General features: G+C 73.1%; 22 protein-coding genes and 1 tRNA gene. 12 read left to right on the plus strand and 11 right to left on the minus strand.

Translation table 11 applies throughout. The features are described 5' to 3' along the window. The first annotated feature begins 16 nt into the window (after positions 1-16). The 4 genes from ACZ4NB_RS20400 (at position 17) to ACZ4NB_RS20415 (ending at position 3,376) form a co-directional block, all read left to right on the plus strand. On the plus strand, positions 17-772 hold the full coding sequence (locus ACZ4NB_RS20400) for a molybdopterin-dependent oxidoreductase (protein ID WP_467663397.1): 756 nt from the start codon (positions 17-19) through the stop codon (positions 770-772). Beyond that, positions 756-1,385 carry a cytochrome b/b6 domain-containing protein gene (locus ACZ4NB_RS20405; RefSeq protein ID WP_467663398.1) on the plus strand — a complete coding sequence of 210 codons (630 nt, stop codon included), beginning with the start codon at positions 756-758 and terminating at the stop codon, positions 1,383-1,385. Before ACZ4NB_RS20400 ends, ACZ4NB_RS20405 begins: the two co-directional genes overlap by 17 nt. A gap of 153 nt (positions 1,386-1,538) precedes the next feature. After that, the gene (locus ACZ4NB_RS20410) at positions 1,539-2,102 is read left to right on the plus strand and encodes a helix-turn-helix domain-containing protein (RefSeq protein WP_467663674.1); all 564 of its coding nucleotides are present in this window, start codon (positions 1,539-1,541) and stop codon (positions 2,100-2,102) included. Further along, on the plus strand, positions 2,099-3,376 hold the full coding sequence (locus ACZ4NB_RS20415; protein ID WP_467663400.1) for an MFS transporter: 1,278 nt from the start codon (positions 2,099-2,101) through the stop codon (positions 3,374-3,376). Before ACZ4NB_RS20410 ends, ACZ4NB_RS20415 begins: the two co-directional genes overlap by 4 nt. Here ACZ4NB_RS20415 and ACZ4NB_RS20420 read toward each other — a convergent pair. Beyond that, positions 3,352-4,509, minus strand: a complete 1,158-nt coding sequence (locus tag ACZ4NB_RS20420; protein WP_467663402.1) for a sensor histidine kinase — start codon at positions 4,507-4,509, stop codon at positions 3,352-3,354. The two genes, ACZ4NB_RS20415 and ACZ4NB_RS20420, sit on opposite strands and share 25 nt — an antisense overlap. Then, positions 4,509-5,276 (minus strand): response regulator transcription factor, encoded by a 768-nt coding sequence (locus ACZ4NB_RS20425; RefSeq protein ID WP_467663403.1) that lies wholly within the window; start codon positions 5,274-5,276, stop codon positions 4,509-4,511. The genes ACZ4NB_RS20420 and ACZ4NB_RS20425 overlap by 1 nt, the downstream gene beginning before the upstream one ends. 473 nt (positions 5,277-5,749) lie before the next feature. Here ACZ4NB_RS20425 and helR point away from each other — a divergent pair, with 473 nt between their 5' ends. Next, positions 5,750-7,966: an RNA polymerase recycling motor ATPase HelR gene (gene helR, locus ACZ4NB_RS20430; protein ID WP_467663405.1), complete on the plus strand. Its 2,217-nt coding sequence runs from the start codon at positions 5,750-5,752 to the stop codon at positions 7,964-7,966. A gap of 182 nt (positions 7,967-8,148) precedes the next feature. Here helR and ACZ4NB_RS20435 read toward each other — a convergent pair whose 3' ends face one another. Further along, on the minus strand, positions 8,149-8,550 hold the full coding sequence (locus ACZ4NB_RS20435; protein WP_467663406.1) for a (2Fe-2S) ferredoxin domain-containing protein: 402 nt from the start codon (positions 8,548-8,550) through the stop codon (positions 8,149-8,151). An 84-nt stretch (positions 8,551-8,634) separates the two neighbouring features. Between ACZ4NB_RS20435 and ACZ4NB_RS20440 the strand changes: the two genes are divergently transcribed. The 4 genes from ACZ4NB_RS20440 to ACZ4NB_RS20455 all read left to right on the plus strand — a co-directional run bounded on the left by ACZ4NB_RS20440 (position 8,635) and on the right by ACZ4NB_RS20455 (position 12,722). Then, the gene (locus tag ACZ4NB_RS20440; protein ID WP_467663408.1) at positions 8,635-8,835 is read left to right on the plus strand and encodes a hypothetical protein; all 201 of its coding nucleotides are present in this window, start codon (positions 8,635-8,637) and stop codon (positions 8,833-8,835) included. Beyond that, complete coding sequence (locus ACZ4NB_RS20445) at positions 8,828-9,139, plus strand: EthD family reductase (protein WP_467663410.1); 312 nt, start codon at positions 8,828-8,830, stop codon at positions 9,137-9,139. The genes ACZ4NB_RS20440 and ACZ4NB_RS20445 overlap by 8 nt, the downstream gene beginning before the upstream one ends. A gap of 155 nt (positions 9,140-9,294) precedes the next feature. Beyond that, a complete protein-coding gene (locus ACZ4NB_RS20450) occupies positions 9,295-10,722 on the plus strand; it encodes a cytochrome P450 (protein WP_467663411.1) in 1,428 nt (475 codons plus the stop codon). A 365-nt stretch (positions 10,723-11,087) separates the two neighbouring features. Continuing rightward, positions 11,088-12,722, plus strand: coding sequence for an ABC-F family ATP-binding cassette domain-containing protein (locus ACZ4NB_RS20455; protein WP_467663413.1), 1,635 nt, complete (start codon positions 11,088-11,090; stop codon positions 12,720-12,722). Positions 12,723-12,732: 10 nt separating this feature from the next. Here ACZ4NB_RS20455 and ACZ4NB_RS20460 read toward each other — a convergent pair whose 3' ends face one another. From ACZ4NB_RS20460 to ACZ4NB_RS20495, 8 genes are all read right to left on the minus strand, one after another. Beyond that, positions 12,733-13,407 carry an HAD family hydrolase gene (locus ACZ4NB_RS20460; protein ID WP_467663415.1) on the minus strand — a complete coding sequence of 225 codons (675 nt, stop codon included), beginning with the start codon at positions 13,405-13,407 and terminating at the stop codon, positions 12,733-12,735. A gap of 108 nt (positions 13,408-13,515) precedes the next feature. After that, on the minus strand, positions 13,516-14,277 hold the full coding sequence (locus tag ACZ4NB_RS20465) for a Bax inhibitor-1/YccA family membrane protein (protein WP_467663417.1): 762 nt from the start codon (positions 14,275-14,277) through the stop codon (positions 13,516-13,518). Positions 14,278-14,374: 97 nt separating this feature from the next. Then, the gene (locus ACZ4NB_RS20470; protein WP_467663419.1) at positions 14,375-15,739 is read right to left on the minus strand and encodes a hypothetical protein; all 1,365 of its coding nucleotides are present in this window, start codon (positions 15,737-15,739) and stop codon (positions 14,375-14,377) included. A gap of 3 nt (positions 15,740-15,742) precedes the next feature. Further along, positions 15,743-18,286 (minus strand): hypothetical protein, encoded by a 2,544-nt coding sequence (locus ACZ4NB_RS20475; protein WP_467663421.1) that lies wholly within the window; start codon positions 18,284-18,286, stop codon positions 15,743-15,745. Positions 18,287-18,314: 28 nt separating this feature from the next. After that, complete coding sequence (locus tag ACZ4NB_RS20480; protein WP_467663423.1) at positions 18,315-19,826, minus strand: caspase, EACC1-associated type; 1,512 nt, start codon at positions 19,824-19,826, stop codon at positions 18,315-18,317. Between the two features lies 1 nt (position 19,827). Beyond that, positions 19,828-20,313: an effector-associated constant component EACC1 gene (locus ACZ4NB_RS20485; RefSeq protein WP_467663425.1), complete on the minus strand. Its 486-nt coding sequence runs from the start codon at positions 20,311-20,313 to the stop codon at positions 19,828-19,830. 29 nt (positions 20,314-20,342) lie between these two features. Beyond that, on the minus strand, positions 20,343-21,305 hold the full coding sequence (locus ACZ4NB_RS20490) for a pseudouridine synthase (RefSeq protein WP_467663427.1): 963 nt from the start codon (positions 21,303-21,305) through the stop codon (positions 20,343-20,345). 107 nt (positions 21,306-21,412) lie between these two features. Beyond that, a tRNA-Leu gene (locus ACZ4NB_RS20495) sits at positions 21,413-21,497 on the minus strand. A 308-nt stretch (positions 21,498-21,805) separates the two neighbouring features. Here ACZ4NB_RS20495 and ACZ4NB_RS20500 point away from each other — a divergent pair. From ACZ4NB_RS20500 to ACZ4NB_RS20510, 3 genes are all read left to right on the plus strand, one after another. Then, a complete protein-coding gene (locus ACZ4NB_RS20500; protein ID WP_467663429.1) occupies positions 21,806-23,131 on the plus strand; it encodes a M20/M25/M40 family metallo-hydrolase in 1,326 nt (441 codons plus the stop codon). A 148-nt stretch (positions 23,132-23,279) separates the two neighbouring features. Continuing rightward, entirely contained in the window at positions 23,280-23,513 is a 234-nt protein-coding gene (locus ACZ4NB_RS20505) for a chaplin (RefSeq protein ID WP_467663431.1), read from the plus strand. 187 nt (positions 23,514-23,700) lie between these two features. Further along, positions 23,701-24,145: chaplin (locus tag ACZ4NB_RS20510; protein ID WP_467663433.1), on the plus strand; the 445-nt coding region annotated here is incomplete at its 3' end.

The following is a 24,145-nucleotide window of genomic DNA, read 5'->3' on the forward strand; positions in this document are numbered from 1 at the left end:
GTGTTCGAATCAGGGGGTGACCCAGGACCCGAATCCGGCCCGCCCGGCGGACCGCGACGGCGAGGACGGGCGCGGCACCCCCGTGGGGCGCCGCGTGGTGCTCGGCATGCTCGCGGCCGGCGCCGCCGGCGTCGCCGCCGCCCCCCTCCTCCAGCGCGCCTACGACAACACCATCGGCGCCGCCGCCCAGAAGGACCCCACCGGCCTGTCCGGTCTGCTCCCGGCCGGCGGCGGTTTCCGCTACTACTCGGTGACCGGCTCCGTACCGCACAAGGGCGAGCGCGACTACCGCCTGACCGTCGACGGCCTGGTGCGCCACCGCGCCTCCCACCGCCTCGCCGACCTGCGCGCCATGCCGCAGACCCGGCTCGTCCGCGACGTCCAGTGCGTCACCGGCTGGCGGGTGCCGCACACCGCCTTCGAGGGCGTGCGCCTGGCCACCCTCCTCGACGCCGCCGGCGTCCGCCCCGAGGCCGGGGCCGTCCACTTCACCTGCTTCGACGGCGCCTACCGCGAGTCCCTCACCCTCGAACAGGCCCGCCGCGACGACGTCCTGGTCGCGCTGCGGATGCAGGACCGGCCGCTCGGCCACGACCACGGCGGACCGGTGCGCCTCTACGTCGGGCCCATGTACTTCTACAAGTCGGCGAAGTGGCTCTCCCGCATCACCGTCACCGACCGGGTCCGGCCCGGCTACTGGGAGGAGCGCGGATATGACGTCGACGCCTGGGTCGGCCGCTCGAACGGACGCGACGATGTCCCGACCACCTGAGCAGGCCGCGGCCCGCCCCCGGGTGCCGCGCTTCACCCGCGCCGAACACCGGGTGCACCGCGCCACCGCCACCCTCATGGCCGTCTGCGTCCTCACCGCGGGCTGCCTCTACCTCCCCTTCCTCGCCCAACTTGTCGGCCGCCGCGCCCTGATGGTGACCGTCCACGAGTGGTCCGGCCTCCTGCTGCCGGTCCCCCTGCTGCTGGGCCTGGCCTCCCGCGCCCTGCGCGCCGACCTGCGCCGCCTGAACCGCTTCGGCCCGCACGACCGCCGCTGGCTGCGCGCCGCGCTCCGCCGCAGAAGGGACCGCCCGGCCGGCAAGTTCAACGCCGGCCAGAAGCTGTACGCCGCATGGCTCGCCGGCGCGGTCCTGGTGATGCTGGGCACCGGTCTGCTGATGTGGTTCACGGACCTTGCGCCCTTGGTGTGGCGCACCGGCGCCACCTTCGTCCACGACTGGCTCGCCCTCGCCCTGGTCCTCGTGGTCGCCGGCCATGTCGGCAAGGCGTACGGCGATCCCGAGTCCCGCCGCGGGATGCGCACCGGCTCGGTCGACGCCCGATGGGCCGCGCGCGAGCATCCGCTGTGGGAGCCGGAGAGCAAGTCCGAGTAGCCGCAGCCGAGTTGCCGAGAGAAACCCAGAGACTTCTCTGCAGAGACCACTATGCAGAGAAGTCTCTGCAACTCTACGCTGGCGCCCATGAGCGATGCCCCGCAGCAGCCCCCGGTCCCCGAAGGGCCGCCCGCCACCCGTCCCGTGCGCCGCATGGACGCCCGCAGCCTCCGCGGTCTGGCCCACCCCCTGCGGATGCGCATCCTAGACCTGCTGGCCCTCGACGGCCCGGACACCGCCACCGGGCTCGGCCGCCGCCTCGGCGAGAACACCGGCACGGTCAGCTGGCATCTGCGCCACCTCGCCGACCACGGCTTCATCGAGGAGGAGACCGGCCGCGGCACCAAACGGGAGCGCTGGTGGCAGGCGGTCCAGGTGGCCCGCCGCCTGGACACCAACGACTTCCGCGACGACCCCGACAGCCGCGGCGCGCTGTCGGTCTATCTGCACGAGACCGTCCAGCGGGACTTCGAGCAGGTCACCACCTACCTCGCCGAGGACTGGGACCCGCGCTGGCGCGACGCCGGCACCCTCCTGCGCCGCCAGGACCTCCGGCTGACCCCGCGGCAACTCAAGGACCTGAACGCCGAGTTGGAGCAGGTCATCGACCGCTACCGGAACCCGGCCCCCGACCCGGCCGGTGCGGCCCGCGAGGACGCCCGCCCGGTCCTCGTCCAACTCCAGTCCTTCCCCCGCAGGGAACGGGACGGCGGATGAGCGGACTGCTGCGCCGGCACCGCGACTTCCGGCTGCTGTGGTGCGGGGAGACCGCGGGCAGGTTCGGAGCGGCGGTCACCGGCGTGGCGATGCCGCTGGTGGCGGTCTCCGCCCTGCACGCCTCCACCTTCGAGGTCGGACTGCTCGGCGCCTGCGGCTGGCTGCCCTGGCTGCTGATCGGCCTCCCGGTCGGGGCATGGGTGGACCGGCTGCGCCGCCGCCCCCTCATGCTGGCCGCCGCCGCGCTGTCGGCGGCGCTGCTCGCCGCCGTACCGCTGCTGGCCCGGTCCGGCCGGCTCGGCCTCGGGCCGCTGATCGCCGCGGCCCTGCTGACCGGCGCCGCCGCGGTGGTCTTCCAGACCGCGTACAGCGCCTACCTGCCCACCCTGCTCGCGCCGGCCGAGCGGCCCGAGGGCAACGCCAAGCTGCACGGCAGCGCCTCGGCGGCGCAGATCGCCGGCCAGGGGGCGGGCGGTCTCATCGCCCAGCTCACCGGCGCCGTCAACGGCCTGTTCGCGCATGCCGCCACGTTCCTCGTCGCGCTGCTGTGCCTGCTCGGCATCCGGCACCGCGAACCGTCCCCCGCGGCGTCCGGCCGCCCGGCGCGGTCGCTGACCGGCGAGGTCGCCGAGGGGCTGCGGCTGGTCGCCGGCGACCGGTGGTTTCGCACCCTGACCCTCTTCGGCGCCACCTCCAACCTCGCGCTCATGGGCTACCAGTCCCTCCTGACGGTCTTTCTGGTCCGCGACGTCGGCCTGCCACCCGGCGCGGTCGGCGGACTGCCGGCACTGGCGAGCACGGGCGGTATCGCGGGTGCCTTCGTGGTGCGCCGCACCGCCGGCCGGCTCGGTACCGCCCGCGCCATGCTGCTGTTCGAACTCGGCATCCCCTGCACGGCGTTGCTCATCCCGCTCGCCTCCCCGGGCGCCGGGTCGCTGCTGTATGTGGCCGGCGGCTTCGGCGTCTCCGCCGGGGTGGTGGCCGGGAACATCCTCAAGACCGGCTTCCAGCAGGGCTACTGCCCGCCGCCGCTGCTGGGCCGGCTGGTGGCCGGCAGCGCGTTCCTCGGCTACGGCGCCCTGCCGCTGGGGGCGCTGCTCGGCGGTGCGCTGGGCTCGGCCCTCGGTGTCCGCACCGCCATGTGGATCACCACCGCCGGCGTTCCGCTGGCCGCCCTGATCCTGCTCTTCTCGCCGGTCCGGACCGTCCGCGACCTGCCCACCCGCCACGCCGAACCGGACCCGGCCGCTCAGGCCGTCGGCGGCTCCGGCTGAGGCTCCGCCGGCGCCTGGGCCGATGGCAGGGTGACCTCGAAACGGCAGCCCGCGCCGGTGTTGCACACCGTCGCCCGGCCTTCGTGCGCCACCACGATGCCGCGCACGATCGCCAGGCCCAGCCCCGCGCCGCCCTCGCCGTCCGCCCGCGGCGTACGCGCACTGCCGCCGCGCCAGCCGGTGTCGAAGACCCGGGCCAGATCCTCCGGCGGGATGCCGCCGCAGCCGTCCTCGACCGCGAGCACCACCCGGCCGTCCTCGTGCCGTGCGCTGACCGCGACAGTGCCGTCGGCCGGCGTCGCACGGATCGCGTTGACCAGCAGATTGCCGAGCACCCGAGTGATCTGCTGGGCGTCCACCCGCACCGGCAGCGGCAGCACCCCGCCGTCCACCAGCCGCACCCCGCGCGCCCGGGCCAGCGGCCTGGCCCCCGCCAGCGCGTCGTCCACCAGGTCGTACACCGACACCCGCGAGAACGTCAGGGCCAGCGCCCCGGCCTGGATACGGGACAGTTCGAAGAGGTCGTCGACCATCGCGGCCAGCCGCTCCACCTCGATCCGCATCCGGGAGTGGTAGCGCGCGGTGTCCTCGGCGACGCCGTCCTCCAGCGCCTCGGCCATCGCCCGCAGCCCCGCGAGCGGCGTCCGCAGATCGTGCGAGATCCCGGCGATCAGCTCGCGTCGGGAGGTGTCCAGCGCCCGCTCCCGCTCCCGTGCCTCGGCGAGGCGGGTGCTGGTCTCCTCCAACGCCCGGGACAGCGCCGCCAGTTCGGCCGTCGGCGGCTCCGCGGGCGCCACGAATCCGCCCTCGCTGCCGACCGTACGGGCCGATCGCGCCAGCTCCCTGCTGCCCGCCGCGATCCGCCGCCCGAAGAGCAGCGCGGCCGCCAGCGACACCACTCCGGAGACCGCGACCACGGCCATCACCACGCCCAGGTCGTGCCCGGACAGGAACATCGCCTGGGCGACCGCCACCGTCCCCGCCGCCATCGCGGCCACCGCCAGCGCCGCCACCGCGAACAGCGACAGCACGACCGAGCGCCGCCGCAGCGCCCGTACCGCGGGCGCGGCGAGCAGCCCCGCCAGCGCCGCGCCGAGCGCCGCCAGCGCCACGATGACCAGGAAGTCCGTCATCACTCCGGCTCGCCTTCCTCCGCGGGGTCGAAGCGGTAGCCGGCGCCCCAGACCGTCGTCACCAGCCGCGGTGCCGCCGGGTCCGCCTCGATCTTCTCGCGCAGCCGCCGCACATGCACCGTCACCGTCGACAGATCGCCGAACTCCCACCCCCAGACCCGGTGCAGCAGCTCCTCACGGGCGAAGACCCGCCCCGGGTGGCGCATCAGGAAGACCAGCAGGTCGAACTCCCGGGCGGTGAGGGCGAGTTCACGCCCCGCCCGATGGGCCCGCCGCCCGCCGGGGTCGGCGGTGAGGTCACCGGCCCGCAGTACGGGGGCGGGTGCGGCGGCCGGCGGCGCGGACTCCGCGCGCCGCAGCACCGACCCGATCCGCAGCACCAGCTCCCGCGGGCTGAACGGCTTGGTCACATAGTCGTCCGCGCCCAGCTCCAGGCCGAGAATGCGGTCCGCCTCCTCGCCGCGCGCCGTCAGCATCACCACCGGCAGCGCCGGGCCGCCGTCGGCGCGGCGCAGCCGGCGGCACACCTCCAGGCCGTCGATGCCCGGCAGCATCAGGTCGAGAACGACCAGATGCGGGCGGAACCGTGCCGCCCGGTCCAGGGCGGCGAAGCCGTCGGCGGCGTGCGCGGTGGCGTAGCCGGCCCGGGAGAGGTAGCCGGTGACGACCTCGGCGACGGTCGGGTCGTCCTCGACGACCAGGACACGGCGCGGCGGCCCGTCGGCGGGGGCGGGCGGGGGAGCGGAGGGCGGAGTGGCACGGTGCACGGCGTCAGCGTGCCCTTCTGGTCCTGTAGGTCATGTCCCAAGCCAACACCAGCGCTCACCGCCGTGCGAGGCCGGCCCCGCTTCCGTAAGACACCGGTAAGGCACAGGCGGGACACGCACAGGCGAGGCGCAGGTATGCGGTACGGGGCAGCGTCACGATCCGACGCTGCCGGGGGAGCAAGGGGAGAGAAGAAGGGCAAGGGGGCGTACCCACTCCTTGCCACTCTCAACGTATAGCGCACAGGGGGGCTTGCGGCAAGGCCCCGGGGATGCCGCAAAATCACTGGCCAAAGCCAGAACCTGAGCAAACGGGGGGATTCACGAAGTGCGTACGTGTTTGTCGGTCATGGAGTCCAGTGGTGGTGTCGAGCCGGCGGCGGCACTCGCCTGCCGTCGCGGGCGCTCGGCGCCCAGGTGCGGCCATCCGGGCCCGCTGGACCTCGCGGGCCCGACCTCGGATCGGAGCTGACGCCATGAACCCCCTGACCACCAGCGCGTTCGACCTGCCCGACCGTCTTCTGCCCAAGGCCGACCCGTCGCTGATCGCCGGCGACGAACGGCACTTCGCGGCCGTCGCGGAGAGCCTGGACCAGGCGATCGCCGAGGTGTCCGACCGCCTCGACGCCGAGCGCAGGGCGCCCGGCGGCATCGGGCGGCAGGCGATGGACCGGGACGCCGAGATCCACCGGCTGACCGCCCGCCTGCGCGCACTGCGCCGCTTCGGCCTGGACCTGTGCCTGGGGCACATGGTGAGCGCCGAGCACCCCGAGCCCGTGTACGTCGGACGGCTCGGCCTGACGGACGGCGAGGGGCGCCGACTGCTGGTCGACTGGCGCTCCCCCGCGGCCGAACCGTTCTTCGCGGCCACCCACGCCCACCCGATGGGCCTGGCGAGCCGCCGCCGGTACCGCTGGACCGGCGGCCGGATCAGCGACTACTGGGACGAGGTGTTCACCTCGGACGGTCTTGTCGGAGACGAGCTGATCGGGCGCTGCGCCGGGCGCGCCGCGCTCGACGACCAGTCCGCCTTCATCGCCAGCCTCGGCGCCAACCGGTCGCCCCGGATGCGCGATGTGCTCGGCACCATCCAGGCCGACCAGGACGCCGTCATCCGGGCGGGCTCCCGCGGCGCCCTCGTCGTCGACGGCGGTCCGGGTACCGGCAAGACCGTCGTCGCCCTGCACCGCTCCGCCTACCTCCTCTACTCCGACCCGCGCCTGGGCCGCCGTCGCGGCGGGGTGCTGTTCGTCGGTCCGCACCAGCCCTACCTGGCCTACGTCGCCGACGTCCTGCCCAGCCTCGGGGAGGAGGGCGTACAGATCTGCACCCTGCGGGACCTCGTCGCCGAGGGAGCCGGAGCGGCGATCGAGACCGACCCGGAGGCGGCCCGCCTGAAGTCGTCCGCTGACATGGTGCGGGCGATCGAGACGGCCGTGAGGTTCTACGAGGAGCCGCCCGCCGAGGGGATGACGGTCACGACCGACTGGTCCGACCTCTGGCTGAGCGCCGAGGACTGGGCCGAGGCGTTCGGCGCACCGGAACCGGGTACGCCGCACAACGAGGCGCGCGAGCAGATCTGGGCGGCGCTGGTCGAGATCCTGCTGGACAAGTACGACGGCGACGAGGTCTCGCCCGACCTGTTCCAAAGGTCGCTGCGGCGCGACGAGGAGCTGGTCACCACCCTCCACCGCGCCTGGCCGCTGCTCGAAGCCGCCGACCTCGTCGCCGACCTGTGGTCGGTGCCCGCCTACCTGCGGCTGTGCGCCCCCTGGCTCAGCCGCGACGAGGCGCGCACGCTGCGGCGCAAGGCGGACCCCCAGGGCTGGACGGTGTCCGACCTGCCGCTCCTGGACGCGGCACGGCAGCGCCTGGGCGACCCGGAGGCGGCCCGGCGCAAGCGCCGGAACGAGGCCGTCCTCGCCGCCCAGCGCGTGCACATGGCGCAGGTCGTCGACAACCTGATCGCGGCCGCGGCCGACTCCGGCGCGGACGGCGACGACGGCGAGGGCCTGGTGACGATGCTGCGCGGCGAGGACGCCCGGGTCAGCCTGGTCGACGAGGCCGAACTGCCCACCGCCGAACCGGATCGGCTGGCCGGCCCGTTCGCGCACATCGTCGTGGACGAGGCGCAGGAACTGACCGACGCGGAGTGGCAGATGCTGCTGCTGCGCTGCCCGTCCCGGAGCTTCACCATCGTCGGGGACCGCGCTCAGGCCAGGCACGGGTTCGCCGAATCCTGGCGGGAGCGGCTGGAGCGGATCGGGCTCGACCGCATCGACGTGGCCTCGCTGAGCGTCAACTACCGGACGCCGGAAGAGGTCATGGCCGAGGCCGAGCCGGTCATCCGCGCCGCGCTCCCGGACGCCAATGTGCCGACCTCCATCCGCACCGCCGGCGTCCCCGTCGTCCACGGATCCGTCGCGGATCTGGACGCGGTCCTCGACGCCTGGCTCGTCGCCCACGACGAAGGGACCGCCTGCGTCATCAGCGCCGGCGACCTGGGCACCGGCACGTTCCGGGAGAGGCCCCGCGTCCGGTCACTGACCCCCGAGCTGTCGAAGGGGCTCGAATTCGACCTGGTCGTCCTCATCGACCCCGAGGCGTTCGGCGAGGGCGTCGAAGGCGCGGTCGACCGCTATGTCGCGATGACCCGGGCGACCCGGCAACTCGTTGTCCTGAGGAGCCCCTGACGCCGGCACGGGCCCTGGCGTCGGCACGGGGCCCTGGGCGTCGGCACGGAGCCCTGGACGCCGGCCGGGACGACGCGAGCGCCGGAGAGCCGGTCACCGGCTCAGGAACCGGAGCGAACCGCGTCGTCCCAGGCGAGCCTCGCGCGATCCGGCGAAACGGCCTGGGACCCATCGGACAGGCCCTAGCCCTCCAGCCCCTCCCGCACCCGCCGTGACACCGTGATCGTGTACAGGTCGAGTACTCCCGGCGGCTCCGCGAGGCCCGGGCCGCCGGCGCGTATCCAGGAGGCGATGTCGGCCAGCGCGTCGTCGTCGTTGACCAGCCCCAGCCAGACCGGGCGACCGCCCGCCGCCCGGCCCGCGGCCGACGGTTGGACCACGACCACGTTCGCCTGGTCGCAGACGTCCAGGCACTCCGAGGCCCGTACCGGCGCCGCATCGTCCAGCGCCGCCCGGAGCCGGGGGATCTGGCCGGCGTGGTCGACGCCCGGAATCTTGGCCGCGTCGCCGCAGCAGCAGCCGCGGCAGACGGTGACCCGGCACGGGGCTGCGGTGGCCGCTCGGCCGGCACGCTTGCTGATCATCCGGCTCATGCTACGTGGGCCTCCGAAAGCCCCTCGCCCCCTCCCCGGCACGGAGCCCTTCGTCCGCGGCGAGACCCGGCCGCGGTGGACGACGACCAGGATCAGGAATGTCGGGCGAAGATAACGCAAAGCCGCCCGCCGGGCCGCGACCGACACGACAATGTGGCCATGCCGAGTTTTCCCGAGGGCAACTTCACCCTCGTCACCAACGAGACCGGCCGCTGTGTGCGTGCGCTTCTCGGCAAGACCGTCGACCCTGATCTGGACGGAGGTCGTCATGCATAGGTTGCTGGTCCTGTATCCCAAGCCCGCCGACCCTGACCACTTCCGCGACTACTACGTGACCAACCACCTTCCGCTGATCAGGAATTGGCCCGGCCTGCTTGCGTGGCGCTACAGCTTCGACGTGGCGGCGCTCACGGGAGAAGCGCCGTATTTCGCGGTCTTCGAAGGCGACTTCGCCGACGCCGCCGCCATGGCCGCGGCGCGGGCGTCGCCGCACGGCCGGCGGGTGGCCGCCGATGCCGCCAACTACGCCACCGGCGGTGTGGTCGTCATCCACTATCCGGTGCAGGACGGCACCGGCTGAGGCACGCCGGTACGCGAACCGGTGCACGCGGCGCCGCGATCGCGAACCGGTGTACGCGGCGCCGGATCGGGAGCCGGTGTACGCGGCGCCGGATCGGGAGCCGGTGTACACGGCGCCGGGATTAGGCGGACACGCAACCGGGATAGAGATCCCGTATGTCCCTCATCGATTCCCAGCCCCAGCCCGGTTCGGCACCGCGGACCGAGATACCCGGCCCGGCCGGGCTCCCCGTTCTCGGCTCGATGCTCGACCTGCGGCGCGACTCCCTCAGCACGTTTTTGAACGCCCAGCGCGCACACGGCGGTGTGGTGCGCCTGGAGGCCGGTCCGCCCGGTCTGCGCAGTGTGTTCCACGCCGTGTTCACTCCCGAGGGCGTCCAGCAGATCCTGGCCTCCCAGGCCGCCAACTTCCGCAAGGACCACCCGCTGTACGAGGAGGTCCGGCAGTCCTTCGGCAACGGCCTGCTCACCAGCCAGGACGACGACTACCTCCGTCAGCGGCGGCTGGTGCAGCCGCTGTTCACCAAGCGCCGGGTCGACGGCTACGCCTCGGCCGTGACGACCGAGGCCGAGGCCGTCGTCGACCGCTGGCGGACCGCGCCGGCCGGCACCGTCGACCTGGTCCCCGAGATGAACCGGCTCGCGCTGCGCACCGTCACCCGGATCCTCTTCGGCCTGGACACCGAAGAGGCCGTGGAGGCCATCCACCGGTGCTCCCCGGTCATCAACGCCTATGTCGTACAGCGCGGTTACGTGCCGGTGAAGGTCCCGCGCGGCTGGCCCACCCCCGGCAATCTGCGGGCGCGGGCCGCCACCGACGAGCTGAACGCGCTGTGCGACCGGATCGTCGCGGACCGCCGGGCGGCGTCCGGGGCCGCGGACCGCGGGGACGACGAGGGCCACGGCGAGGATCTGCTCTCGCTGCTGATCGCGGCCGGCAACGACGAGGACGGCTCCCTCGACGCGACCGAGGTCCGCGAACAGGTCCTGATCTTCCTGCTGGCCGGGCACGAGACCACCGCGACGTCCCTGGCCTTCACCCTGCATCTGCTCGCCCGGCACCCCGAGGAGCAGACGAAGGTCCGCGAGGAGATCGACCGGGTCCTGGGAGACCGCGTTCCCACGGCCGCGGACCTGGACCGGCTGCCGTATCTGACGCAGGCGCTCAAGGAGTCCATGCGGCTGTATCCGGCGGCGCCGGTCGTCAGCCGCCGGGCCGTGGCCGCCACCGAGATCGACGGCTACCGCATTCCGGCCGGTGCCGATGTGGTCGTCTCGTCCTGGGTCACCCACCGCGACCCGGCGCTGTGGGAGGACCCGGAGCGTTTCGATCCGCGCCGCTTCGCGCCCGAGCGGGAGGCCGAACGGCACCGCTACGCGTGGTTCCCCTTCGGCGGCGGCCCGCGCGCCTGCATCGGGCAGCACTTCTCGATGCTGGAGTCGGTGCTGGCGCTGGCGACGCTGCTGCGCGGGTACGAACTCGACGCCGTGGACCAGGAGGTGCCGGTGGCCGCCGGCATCACCCTCCAGGCCACCGGCCCGGCCCGGGTGCGGCTGCGCCCGCGCGACGGGGCGGGGGAGTAGCCCCGTAGCCCCCGGGGCCGGCCCCCCCGGGCCCCGGGCCTCGGGGGCGCCGCCTTCGGCGAGGAGGAGGCCGCCGGTCTCCTCCACCGCCCGCGCGACCCCCATTCGGCTAACGCAACGAAAATAGCGTTTGCATTTCGGCGGCGCCCCCCGTACCGTCGTTGTCGGTCCCATTGCCGCCGATTGGAGAAGGCCGTTGCTCGTCTGAGGTCCCTGAGACACCGCGCCCGCGAATGCCCCGCATCGCGTGGCCCTGTCCGTGACCTCGGAGTGCCCTACGGCGTACCCCGGCGCATCTCGGCGTTCCCGCGGTGTCTCCCCGCGCAGTCCCCCCGCTCACGCACCCCGCGCATCTGGAGACCTGTATGTCAAAGTCGCCCGCCTCCGCGTCCTTCGCGGCCGCCACCTCCATCGTCTGCACCGGCCTCGGCTTCGCCTGGCCCGACGGCAGCCTCGTCCTCACCGACTTCCCACTCGCCGTGGGACCCGGCCGTACGGGCCTGATCGGCCTCAACGGATCGGGAAAGTCCACCCTGTTGAAGCTGATCGCGGGCGAGCTGACGCCGACCGCGGGCAGCATCAAGGTCGCCGGCGAGGTCGGCTACCTCCCTCAGCACGCCCCGCTCGACACCCACCTCCGCGTCGACCAGGCCCTCGGCATCGCCGCGACCCGCGCCGCCCTGCACGCCATCGAGAACGGCGACGCGAGCGAGCGGCACTTCACCGCCGTCGGCGACGACTGGGACGTCGAGGAGCGCGCCCGCGCCACCCTCGACCAGCTCGGACTGCCCGGCGTGGACCTCGACCGCACCATCGGCGAGGTCTCCGGCGGCGAGTCCGTCCTGCTGCGGCTGGCCGCCCTGCTGCTGCGCCGCCCGGACGTACTGCTGCTCGACGAGCCCACCAACAACCTCGACCGGGCGGCCCGGCAGCGGCTGTACGACGCGGTCGCCGGCTGGTCCGGGGTGCTGGTGGTGGTCAGCCACGACCGGGAACTCCTCCAGCTCGTCGACCGGATCGCCGACCTCCGCGGCGGAGAGATCCACTGGTACGGCGGGAACTTCAGCGCCTACGAGCACGCCCTGGCCGTCGAACAGGAGGCGGCCGAGCGCATGGTGCGGGTCGCCGAGGCCGATGTGCAGCGCCAGAAGCGCGAACTGGCCGACGCCCACATCAAGTTGGCCCGCCGGGTCCGCTACGGCAACAAGATGAACGCCAACAAGCGCGAACCGAAGATCGTCATGAACGAGCGCAAGAGGGAGGCCCAGGTCTCCGCCGGCAAGCACCGCATCATGCACACCGAACGCCTCAAGGAGGCCAGGGAGCGCCTCGACGAGGCCGCCGAGGCCGTCCGCGACGACGACGAGATCCGCATCGACCTGCCGCACACCGCCGTACCGCCGGGCCGCACCGTCCTCACCCTCCAGGCCCTGCGCACCCGTTACGGCGCCCGCGCCGACGTGGAGCTGCGCGGTCCCGAGCGGATCGCGCTCACCGGCCGCAACGGCTCCGGCAAGACCACCCTGCTGCGCACCGTCGCCGGCGAGATCCCGCCCGAGGAGGGTACGGCGCAGGTCCATGTCCCCTACCGCTTCCTCCCGCAGCGCCTGGAGGTCCTCGACGACACCCTGACCGTCGTCGAGAACGTCGCCCGTTTCGCCCCGGACGCCACCAACAACCGCATCCGCGCCCGGCTCGCCCGCTTCCTGTTCAAGGGCGCCCGTGCCGACCAGGTGGCCGGCACGCTCTCCGGCGGCGAACGCTTCCGCGCCTCGCTCGCCGCCCTGATGCTGGCCGAGCCGGCCCCGCAGCTGATGATGCTCGACGAGCCGACGAACAACCTCGACATGGCCTCGGTCCGCCGGCTCGTCACGGCACTGGAGTCCTACGAGGGCGCGCTCCTGGTCGTCAGCCACGACCTGCCGTTCCTGCGGGACATCGGCATCACCCGCTGGTTCGCCGTCGAAGGCGGTGAACTGACCGACGGCGAACCGCTGTAGACGAGACGGGTCAGAAGTGCTGCAGCAGCTCGCCGAACGCCGAGAGCTGCAGCACCTTCTCGTCCTTGGGGTCGAGGGCGCTCTCCTCCAGTACCCAGGTGTGGTCGTTCGGGATGAACACCGCGTTGAGGCCGGCGGAACGGGCCGGCAGGATGTCCGACTTGGGGGAGTTGCCGATCATCCAGGTCGAGGCCGGCACCAGGTCGTAGGCGCGGGTCAGCTCCTCGTAGGTGGCGACGTCCTTCTCCGCCACGATGTGCACGCCCCGGAAGTGCCCGGTCAGCCCGGACGCCGCCACCTTCCGCTCCTGCTCCTCGGTGTCGCCCTTGGTCAGCAGCAGCAACTCGTGCCGCCGGGACAGCTCGGCGAGCGTCTCGGGCACCCCGGGGATCAGCTCCACACGGTCGCCGCCGAAAGCCGCCGCCCATCCGGAGATCCGCGCCGACTCCTCGGCGGTGGCCGCCCGGCCCCGCAGCCGCGCCACACACTCCCCGAGGCTGTGCAGGAACACCTTGCTGCCGTATCCGAGGGTCGGCGCGTTCGCCGCCTCGATCCCGTCGAGGACGGCCCGCACCCCCGCGCGGTCGAGCTCGGGATGCACCATCCAGTCCAGGAACTCGTCGATGACCCGCTCGAAGATCACGTTGTTCTCCCACAGCGTGTCATCGGCATCGAAGATCAGCATCCGCCCAGCCCTTCCTCACACTTCAGCGACCCGCGCACCCTACGCACGCCCGGGTGACGCCCGCATCGCAAATTCGGGGGAGCGGCCCCCTGCGACCGGCCGCCCGACTCACCACCACCGCAGGTACGACAGCAGCCGCAGCAGCTGCAGATAGAGCCAGACCAGCGTCATCGCGAGGCCGAAGGCCACGTACCAGGCCCATCGGTACGACGCCCCGGACTGCAGAAAGCGGTTGGCGGCCTCGAACTCCACCAGGAAGAAGAAGGAGGCCGCGGCGATCGCCAGCAGTCCGACGAGGACCGCCACCACTCCGCCGTCCCGCAGTCCGAGATCCGCGCCGAAGACCGCCGACGCCACCAGCTCCGCCAGGGCCAGCGCCAGCAGCCCGATCGCCAGGCCGACCGCCCAGCGCACCAGCTTCGTGCCGACCCGCACCACGCGGGTGGCGTACGCCGTCAGCGCACCGGCGAAGATACAGCCGGTGCCGAGAACGGCCTGTGTCCCCACGCCCGGGTGCAGGGCGTCGAAGAACCGGGTCGCCTCGCCGAGCACGATCCCCTGTAGGGCCGCGAACAGCAGCGCCAGCCCGGCGCTCGGCCGGGGCCGCACGCCCAGATAGATGCCGATGCCCAGCCCCGCCAACAGGGCGGGCAGGGCCAGGAACCCGAGTTCCAGGAAGACCGTGAGGACGGCGCTCAGCGTCAGCACGCCCAGCACGGCCAGAGTCTTGACGACGATGTCGTCGAGCGTGATCGGACGGTCCGGGGCGGCCGAGGGCGCGGCGCCGCCGGAGCGGACGGTGCCGGCCGGCGCGACCGCACCGTCCAGCGTCAGCAGGTTGCGGATCGCGGGGTTGCTCGTCGTGGGCACCGGCCCTCCCGGAGAGTGCGGAACGTACGCATCTGGGCTGCTCGACTCCTCGTATGCGAGGCGTAGTCGGCCGACGGCCGAGGCCGGGGCCGCGGCCTCACTCCACCTCCACGACCGGCCGCGACGCGGGAACGCTCGCGCGCAGTGCGCCGGTCACCTCCGCCACCTCCGGGAACACGCTGTCCCCGCCCGGCGGTGACCCGTACGGCAGCGCCGTCCCCAGGTGATCGCGCCAGGGCGCGGGCACCGCGACCGGCTGGCGGATGCCGGTGAGCACCACGCACTGCACCGCCTCGGTGCTGTGGCGGTGCAGCGCCGCGCGCAGCCGGCCGGGCAGCCCCACCCGCTGCGGCACCGAGGTGTTCAGCAGCCGCTCGCCCAGACTCCCGCCCTGCGGGGCGAGGTCGCTGCCGCGCAGCTGGTGGATGGTGTCGCGGATCGCGGGGTAGTGGTCCGGCAGCACGCCGCGGCAGCGCAGTACGAGCAGGGGGTGGGCCTGCCCCTCCACCTCGCAGGCGATGTCGAACGACATCCGCCGCTTCAGAAAGCCGTAGCGGACCTCGTTGATCACCTGCAGATTCGCGTCGGGCCTCGGCTTCCCGCTCTCCGGGGGCGGCTGGCTGTGCAGGCCCTTGAGCTGCTCGCCGACCGTCACCGAACCGGCGAACAGCCGCCGCATGCCCACGGCCACCGCATGGTGCTCGTACAGCTCCAGCCACGCGGGCAGCCGGCGCACGCTGGTGAGGTCCGGCGCCAGCCGCGCGGCCTCCTCCGCGTGCTCCAGCGCGTCGCCGCGCAGCTGCTCGCCGAGCAGGCCGATCCGCCGGCGCAGCTCGATCAGCGCCAGCGCGTCGAACCGCGCCGCCCGGTCCGCGTCCTGCCGCCCGCCGACGCCCTCCAGCACACCGGCGAGGATCTGGGTGGGGCCGGCGTCGGCGGACCAGCCGCGCCGCCGGGCCAGTTCGGTGAGCCGGTCCAGCGCGTAGGGCGTCAGCCAGGCCCGGCTCTCGACATAGCCGCCCCAGTCGCGCGACTCCAGCCCGTGCCGGGCGGCGAGCCGGGGCAGCCGGGCCAGCAGCGCCAGCAGCAGCAACTCGGCGTCGTCGATGCCGTCCTGCCGGTGCCCGGCCTCCCGCAGCGCCCGGGCCAGCTGAGGCGAGTCGAAGAGCGTCGCGAAGACATCGGGCTCCGGGCACTGCAGGACCTCCGCGAGCAGCGGCTGAGCGGTCGGCCCGACCAGCAGGTGCAGATGCCGCGCGGTGAACGTGGCCGGCAGCTCCGGCGGGGTGAACGCGGCGTGGATCCGCGCGGCCAGCTCCGCCAGCCGGCTCTCCGCCTCGCTGAACCGCCCGATGCGGTGCAGCAGATCCTGCGCGGCGAAGTTGCCCAGCGCCTCCTCCACGGCCGCCATCGCCCGCTCCGACGTCCGCACCATCCACACGACGTACAGCTCGTTGTCCATCGCTCACCTCCCCGCGACCTGGCCGTAGCGCGGCGGTTCCTGCCCGGAGAGGACCTCGAACAGCTCCTCGGCCGCACCGCGCGAGCCCCCGACGTACGGCCCCACAAGAATCTCCTCCAGCGCCCGGCCCAGCTTGGCCAGCGCCGCGTCCACGGCCTCCTGGTGCTCGGCGAGCTCCTCCCCGGCCTCGTCCAGCTGCCGGGCCAGCCGGGCGTTCTCCACCGCCCGCCGGAAGAGCCACACCCCGTACTCCCGCTCGGCGCTCACCTTGTTCAGCGGATCCCCCTTGCAACTGGCCCGCGCCCGCGGCACCCCCTGGAACAGCCGCCGGATGCCCTTGTCCAGACCGGCCTCCGGCAGCGCGTCCAGCCAGACCTCGGTGAACTCCCGGTCGGCGGTGCCCGCCTCGTCCAGGGCCTGTTGCGCCGTTTCGGGCAGACCGGGCATCTGATGGCCGAGCAGCTCCGGGATCTCCCGGGCCTCCAGCCGGGCGGCGCGGCACTCCACGATCGCCCGCAGCAACCAGGCCCGCGCCTGCCAGCGCGGTTCGCCGCGGAGGTCGTCCAGGCACTCGCGGGCGGTGAGGAATGCCTCGGTGCGCATCGCCAGCAGCGCCCGGTCCATCCCCTCGCTGATCGAGGTGTGCCGCTCGGCGGCCCGCAGCGCCGTCTCGATCTCGTCCGCCTCGGCCGAGCCCGGCCCGGCCGGTTGCAGCGCCTCCACCATCCGGCGGGCCACACCGTACGGCTGCGCGCGCAGCGCCTCGATGAAGCGGCGGCCGAACTCCTCCTCGGCGTGCGGCTTCTCGGCCAGCCGGGCCAGCTCGTCCCAGAGGGTCTGCGCGGTGGGGCCGGCGGCGTCGGACGGCGCGGGCTCGGCGTGGTCGGTGGCGTCGCGCACCACCACCACGGCGCGCCCGGCGTCGGCGAGCACCGCGGAGCGGGCGGTGTCCACCAGCGTGTACGGATGGACGAACAGCAGCGCCGGGTCCTCGCCGGCCGGCGGCAGATAGCGGCTGATCAGCACCGTGTGCGGGGTGAACACATCCGACGGCGCGACGCCCTGCGCCCGCAGCGCGCAGCGCCACTCGAACCACAGCAGCGGCGCGACGTCCTTGCGCCAGGCGAGGAAGGCCCGTTCGGTGGCGGCGCTCTCATCGGGCGCCACGTCCCGCAGGGCGGCGTCGAGGAACCGCCCGGCGGCCACCTGGCGGGCCGGTGCGTTGGGACGGTGCACCGCCGTCTCCAGCTGCTCGACCAGCTCGGCCATCCGCCGGGCCCACTTCTCCCGCATCGTGATCAGCTGCGGCACATTGACCTGGTAGTACTGCTCGGTCTCCCGCTCCTCGGGCTCGGTCAGCCGGATCGTCCGGCCGGTCGGCTCGTCGAACCGCTCCACCAGCAGCACCGTCACCGGCCACAGCGCCCGCCGCTCCTCCGGCGTCGCCCCGTCGAACGCCTCCAGATCGGCCGTCAGCTGCTTGATCTCGGCCTCCAGCTGGTCCAGTCGCAGCCGCGCGTCCATGGTCAGCCGCTGGGACAGCACCCGCTGATGGGCCTGCTCGACGCCGAGATAGGCGTCCGTGGTGAACAGGTCCGGGCTGAACTCCACCCCCACGGTGGCACCGTGCCCCCTCGCCGTGCGCAGATACGGCTGGAGGGACACCAGGTTCGTGGCGCCCGGGGCGCCCGCCTCCCGGGGGGAGCGCAGCAGGGCCCGGTCGGTCTCGGCCGCCGCCCGGTCGGCGAGCGCCCGCATCCCCTGCGCGTACGCCACCAGCTCCCCGTACGCGATATCGGCGACCTCCACCAGGCTCGTCTCGTGCGCCAGCGACCGCAGCAGGCCGACGAAGTCGCGCAGCGCACCACGGGCCGTCGAGGACGAGCCGTCCGCCACCGTCACCGACCGCGCGCGGAAGACCGACGGCAGGTCGAGCGAGGGCTGGGTGCCGGACAGCCCGGCCGTCACCCGGATCAGCCCGACGCCGAGATGGTCCCCGACGAAGTCCCCGCTCTCCGGGTCGCTCAGGCCGTTGACCCGCAGACAGGTGGTCAGCGCCGCCTGCACCACCTGCTGGCGGATCTCCGGAACGCCCCGGCCGACCACCAGCACCTCGACCGGACCCTGTTCGTCCCCCGCCACCCACGCCCGTAGCAGCGACGACGCGAGCGCCGCCCGCACCTGGGGCGCCAGCGCCGCCTTCGGCCCCCAGGGCGGCGGCGCGGGGAACAACGGCCCGCAGTCGGCGGACTCCCGGGCCCGCCGGACGCACTGCGCCACCGCACCGTCGTCGGCCCCGATCTCCCCTCCGGGAACCCGCAGCCCCAACGCCCGCGCATGCAGCACCAGCGCCAGATCGTCCTCGGTGTCGCCGAACAGCGGCTCGTCCGGGCACTGCTGGAGCCAGTACTGCCACACCCTGCTCACCAGGCGCTTCGGCACCGCCGGCCGGCTCTCCCGGAACCGCTGCTTGACCTGCTCGGCCTCGTCGGCCGTCCAGGTGTGCGGCAGGCGCCCCAGCACCTCCTCGACGCCGTCCCCCCGCATCGGACCCCCTCCTCGTCACGCCTCGTCGTCACACCGCACCGGCACAACGGAATCCGGTGTTCCCCCGGCACTCGGCCGGTGACCGTGGCGAGAGCCGCTCCCGCAGACGTGTGACGGGAGTGTCGTAGGCGCCGCCGCGCAATACCGGTGAGCCCGCGTCGTCCACGCAGATATCCCAGACGTTACCGAGCAGGTCGCCGATGGTGTACGGATTCGGCGGGAATTCCCCGACTGCGGCCAACTCCCCCAAGGTCCCACGGAAGTTGACCCGACCCGCGACGATCTCCTCGCGCCACCACTCCCCGTCCCGACCGGCCCGCGCCGCCAGCTCCCACTCCCGTGCCGTCGGCAGCCGCAGCGCCGTCCCGAGCCGCCGCCCCGCCCAGTCCGCGTACGCCCGGGCGGCGTCGGCGCTCACCCCGACGACCGGATGTCCACCGCGCCCCACCGGGAACTCCGGACCGCACCAGCCCCGCAGATAGCCGTCGTCGACGTACCTCCCTGCCGCCCGCGCCTCCTGCGGACGCCAGTGCGCGTTCGCCGGATCGCACAGGAACTCCCGGAACTGCGCATGGGTGACGGGGTACCGCCCCAGCCGTACCACGGGCGCGTCCGGCGGCACGGGTACCAGCTCCGGCAGCGACGGCCACCGCTCGAAGGGCCGCGGCCCGCCGCTCGGCCGTTCCTCGGGCGGCCGCACCCGCTCCGGCGCCGGCGGGGCGGCGGCGCGGCCGGGCCGGTCCGCGACCGCGGTGCGCACCGCCCCGTCCGCCGTGCCCTCGCGGTGTGCGTGCCCGCCGCGGTTGCGGAACAGGCAGATCCGCCCGGCGTGATCGCTGTGGGTCTGCCGGGGCAGCGGCCGCCCCTTCGCGGTGAGCGCCCGCGCCACCGCCTCGTAGAGCGCCGTCATGCTCAGCAGCGCCGGCCCGTTCGCCACCCCGGAACCGATGACGTCGATCAGCTCACCGGAGAAGGCGGTGTAGGTCTCTCCCGGTACGGCCAGCGCCTGGCGCGTCGCCGCGGTCGCGGTCAGTACATAGGCGCCGTGCACGGCGGCCGCGGGCGCGAGGTCGCCGGCGCTCATCCCGCCCAGCGCCAGCCCGCTCCAGCAGCAGTCCAGGACGACCACCTTGCGCCGGGCCGAGGGGCGCCCGCCGCCCGGGGAGAGCAGGATCGACCGCAGATCCTCGTAGCGCACCGCCGTGTGCGGCCGGTCCGGATCCGAGTCCGGCAGCGCCAGATACAGCTCCCCGGACTGCGGGTGCACCAGACCGTGGCCGGCGTAGTACAGCAGCACGGTGTCCGTGGCCTCGGCGGCCGCGTCGTACAGCGTGTTCAGCATGTCCCGGGACGGTTGCGCCAGCACCTCGCACCGCTCCGGCGCCAGCCCCCACGCATCGGTGTCGCGGAGCAACTCGCCCAACCGCTCCAGGTTGTTGCGCACCGCCGGGAGGTCGCCCAGCTTCGGATGCGTATAGGTGTCCGTACCGATCAGCACGGCGCGCGAACGCGACGGATCGGACAGCTGCGACTCCGGCACGCTAGTCCCGCTGCGGAGTCGGGTCCACCGGTGCCCCGGGCCCCTCGTCGTCCCCGCTCCGGGGGTCCGCGCCCTCGCCGAGCGCCCGCAGGACCCGCGCGACGGCCTCGGGGTCCCCACCGTCGACGGTCACCCTGACCCCTGCCCGCTCGATGTGCACCCGGTCGCCCCGCCGCCGCGTACTGCGCCAGCCGGCCACCGCCACCACCAGCGACGCCAGCTGCACCACGCTGTCGAACACCGCCTGGACGGCCTCCGGCACCGGCCCCATCCGCCCCGGCTCCTCGGCGCGCCGCACCAGCGACAGACCGGCCGCGCCGGCCACCTCGGGATCGCCGCTCAGCCAGGCGTACAGCGAGCGCACCGCCTCTCCGGCGTCCTCGCCCCGGCCGTCCGCGACCCCGCCGTGGTCCACCCCGATCCGTACCCGCACCGCCGCCCCCGCTGCCGTTCCGCGCCCCTGAGCCCGGGCCTCAGCGGTCAGCATAAGTGGCGTTCGTCACCCCGGTCTCACGATCAGGCCAACGGCCGCGCGTCCCACACCGCCAGCCGCAGGGCGCTTTCGAACCGCCGCTCCCGGCCGTCCACCGGATCCCTGAACTCCAGCGCCCTCGCCAGCAGTTGCAGCGGCGCGCCGAAGTCCTCCGCCTCCGCGTCCCCGGCCCCGGCGGGCCGGTCCGGGGTGCCCGGATAGAGCGGATCGTTGAGGATCGGCAGCCCGAGGCGGTTCATGTGCACCCGCAGCTGATGGGTGCGCCCGGTCTCCGGCAGCAGCCGGTAGCGCCCGAGCCCGCCCCGCCGCTCGACCAGCTCGATGCGGCTGACCGCGTTGACCTCGCCGGCCACCTCCCTGGCGGCCGGCACCCCGCGCTCCTTGACGATCCGGCTGCGCACCTCCGCCGGCAGTGCCACGCCCCCGTCGTACGGCGCCACCGCCTGGTACTCCTTGCGCACCCGCCGCGCGCTGAACAGTCCCTGGTACGCGCCCCGGTCCTCGGGCCGTACGACGAACAGCGCCAGGCCCGCCGTGAGCCGGTCGAGCCGGTGCGCGGGCTGCAACGCGGGCAGCCCGAGATCGCGCCGCAGCCGCGCCAGCGCGGTGTCGGTGACATGCCGCCCGCGCGGGGTCGTGGCCAGGAAGTGCGGCTTGTCGGCGATCACGATCCGCTCGTCCCGATGGACGATCCCCACCGCGAACGGCACCGGCACCTCCGGCGCGAAGTCCCGGTGGAACCACACATACCGCCCGGCCAGATACGGCTCGTCCCCGCTCAGCACCCCGTCCACCCCGACGAACCGCCCCGCCCCGAGCATCTGAGCCACCCGGCCGGCCCCGATCGCCCCCTGGAAGCGCGCCACGAGGTGATCCCCGACGGTGCGCCACGCCCCGTCCGGATCGGCGGGCAGCCGCACCCGCACGGGATCGATGCCGTCGCGCTGGGGGAGCGGGGCGGGGGGAAGGGGAGATCTGCGTCTCATGGGTGGAGGCACCTCGGCTCGGATGGTTCGCCTGTCACGGCGCACCGCATGCGAAAACGACCAACGCCCGCCTGGCCGGAGCCGGGGCGGGCGCTGATCTTCAAGAGTGTCCGAGGGGGGACTTGAACCCCCACGCCCGATAAAGGGCACTAGCACCTCAAGCTAGCGCGTCTGCCATTCCGCCACCCGGACAAGGTGTCTGCCGTTTCGGCCTGGGCCGTTCCGACGTGGAAAACAATAGCAAACCTTCCGGGGTGGTCGATCACCTGCGCAGTTGGCCGGGTCCGGGCCTGTGACCAGCGCATGTCGGGCGTATTACCGCCTTGGGCGAAGCGGGCGGCGGGTGGAGGATGGCCGAGGACCCCCCGCCGCCCGGCGCCCCGCTCGGAGCGCGCGGCGGGACCGTGACCAAGAGGAGGCAGTGTGAGTGAGCTCTGCAAGCGAATCATGGAGGGGTGCGCGCTTCGTGCATCCGGGCCCGGGCGAAGCGAGGTTCAGGCATGAGCGAGACGCAGCCGGCCCGTACGGTCACCGCCGAGGACGAGGTGGTCGACCTGTGTCGGGATCTGATCAGGATCGACACCAGCAATTACGGAGACCACTCGGGTCCCGGTGAGCGGGCCGCCGCCGAGTACGTGGCGGAGAAGCTCGCCGAGGTCGGCCTGGAACCGCAGATCTTCGAGTCCCACAAGGGCCGTGCCTCGACCGTCGCCCGGATCGAGGGCGAGGACCGCTCGCGGCCCGCGCTGATGATCCACGGGCACACGGACGTGGTGCCGGCCAACGCCGACGACTGGACCCACCACCCGTTCTCGGGGGAGATCGCGGACGGCTGCGTCTGGGGACGCGGCGCGGTCGACATGAAGGACATGGACGCCATGACGCTGGCCGTCGTCCGCGACCGGCTGCGCAGCGGACGCAAGCCGCCGCGGGACATCGTGCTGGCGTTCCTCGCCGACGAGGAGGCGGGCGGCACGTACGGCGCGCGCTACCTCGTCGACAACCACCCGCACCTCTTCGAGGGCGTGACGGAGGCGATCAGCGAGGTCGGCGGCTTCTCCTTCCAGGTCAACGAGCAGCTGCGGCTCTACCTCATCGAGACGGCCCAGAAGGGCATGCACTGGATGAAGCTGACCGTGGACGGGTCGGCCGGCCACGGTTCGATGATCCACAAGGACAACGCGATCACCGAACTGTCCGAGGCCGTCGGGCGGTTGGGCCGCCATGAGTTCCCGGTCCGGGTGACCAAGACGCTGCGGGCCTTCCTCGACCAGCTCGGGGACGCGCTGGGCACCGAACTCGACCCCGAGAACATGGACGACACCCTGGCCAAGCTCGGCGGTATCGCCAAGCTGATCGGCGCCTCGCTCAGGAACACCGCGAACCCGACGCAGCTGGGCGCCGGATACAAGGTCAATGTGATTCCCGGGCAGGCCACGGCGCATGTCGACGGGCGCTTCCTGCCCGGTTACGAGGAGGAGTTCCTGGCCGACCTGGACCGGATCCTGGGGCCGCGGGTCAAGCGCGAGGACGTGCACGCGGACAAGGCGCTGGAGACCACGTTCGACGGCGCGCTGGTGGACGCGATGCAGTCGGCGCTGCAGGCCGAGGACCCGATCGCGCGGGCCGTGCCCTACATGCTCTCGGCCGGTACGGACGCCAAGTCGTTCGACCGACTGGGGATTCGCGGATTCGGGTTCGCTCCGCTGAAGCTGCCGCCGGAGCTGGACTTCGCCGGAATGTTCCACGGGGTCGACGAGCGCGTTCCGGTGGACGGACTGAAGTTCGGGGTGCGGGTGCTGGATCGTTTCATCGACCAGAGTTGAGGCTGAACACGGCACGGATTATGTGTTGTTCGAGTCGGCTTAGCTGAAAAGAGTGAATGACTAGATGTGTTCGTAGCTTCAACGGCCTTTTCCTCGTTGTGGTGGATGCGATCCGCGGCTGGGGTCGCCTTGCCTACAAGGAGGAACAATGATCAAGAAGATCGTCGCTGCTGCGGCGGCCGCCGGCGGCCTGGTGCTCGCCGGTGCGGGCCTGGCCTCTGCTCACTCGGGTGCCCAGGGTGCCGCCGTGAACTCGCCCGGCGTCGTTTCGGGCAACAACGTCCAGGTCCCGGTGCACGTTCCGGTGAACGCCTGCGGCAACACGATCTCCGTGGTCGGGCTGCTGAACCCCACCTTCGGCAACACGTGCGTCAACAACTGACCGTCTGAGTCGCTTTGGCGTCGTACCTGTACCCGAAGGCGCCCGATTCGGCTCGGCTCCGGAATGCATGCCATGCGTTCCGGAGCCTCTGGGTATTTCGGAGTGCGGGTGGACCTTTCCTGGAACTCTCCATGGATATCGCTGCTCGCATCCATTCCTGTAAGGCACAAGGCAGGGGAACGAACATATGAGACAGGTCGCACGAAAGGGCCTGATCACCATGGCGGCGGCCAGCGGCGTACTCGCCGCGGCCGCCGGCTATGCGCACGCGGACGCGGGTGCCGACGGAAGCGCGGCCAACTCGCCCGGCATCGCCTCCGGCAACAACGTCCAGGCGCCGGTCGACGTACCGGTGAACGTCTGCGGCAACACCGTCGATGTCGTCGGGGTGCTGAACCCGACGTTCGGCAACCACTGCGCCAACGGTGGTGGCGGGCACGGTCACCACCAGGGTCACGGTCACGGTCATGGCGGGGGGAGTGCCACTGGTAAGGCGTCCGACTCGCCTGGTGTCGGGTCCGGGAACAATGTCCAGGCGCCGGTCGATGCGCCGGTGAACGTCTGTGGCAACTCCGTCGATGTGGTCGGGGTGCTGAACCCGACGTTCGGCAACGACTGCGCCAACGGTGGTG

The organism is Streptomyces sp. NPDC026575 (assembly GCF_055567415.1).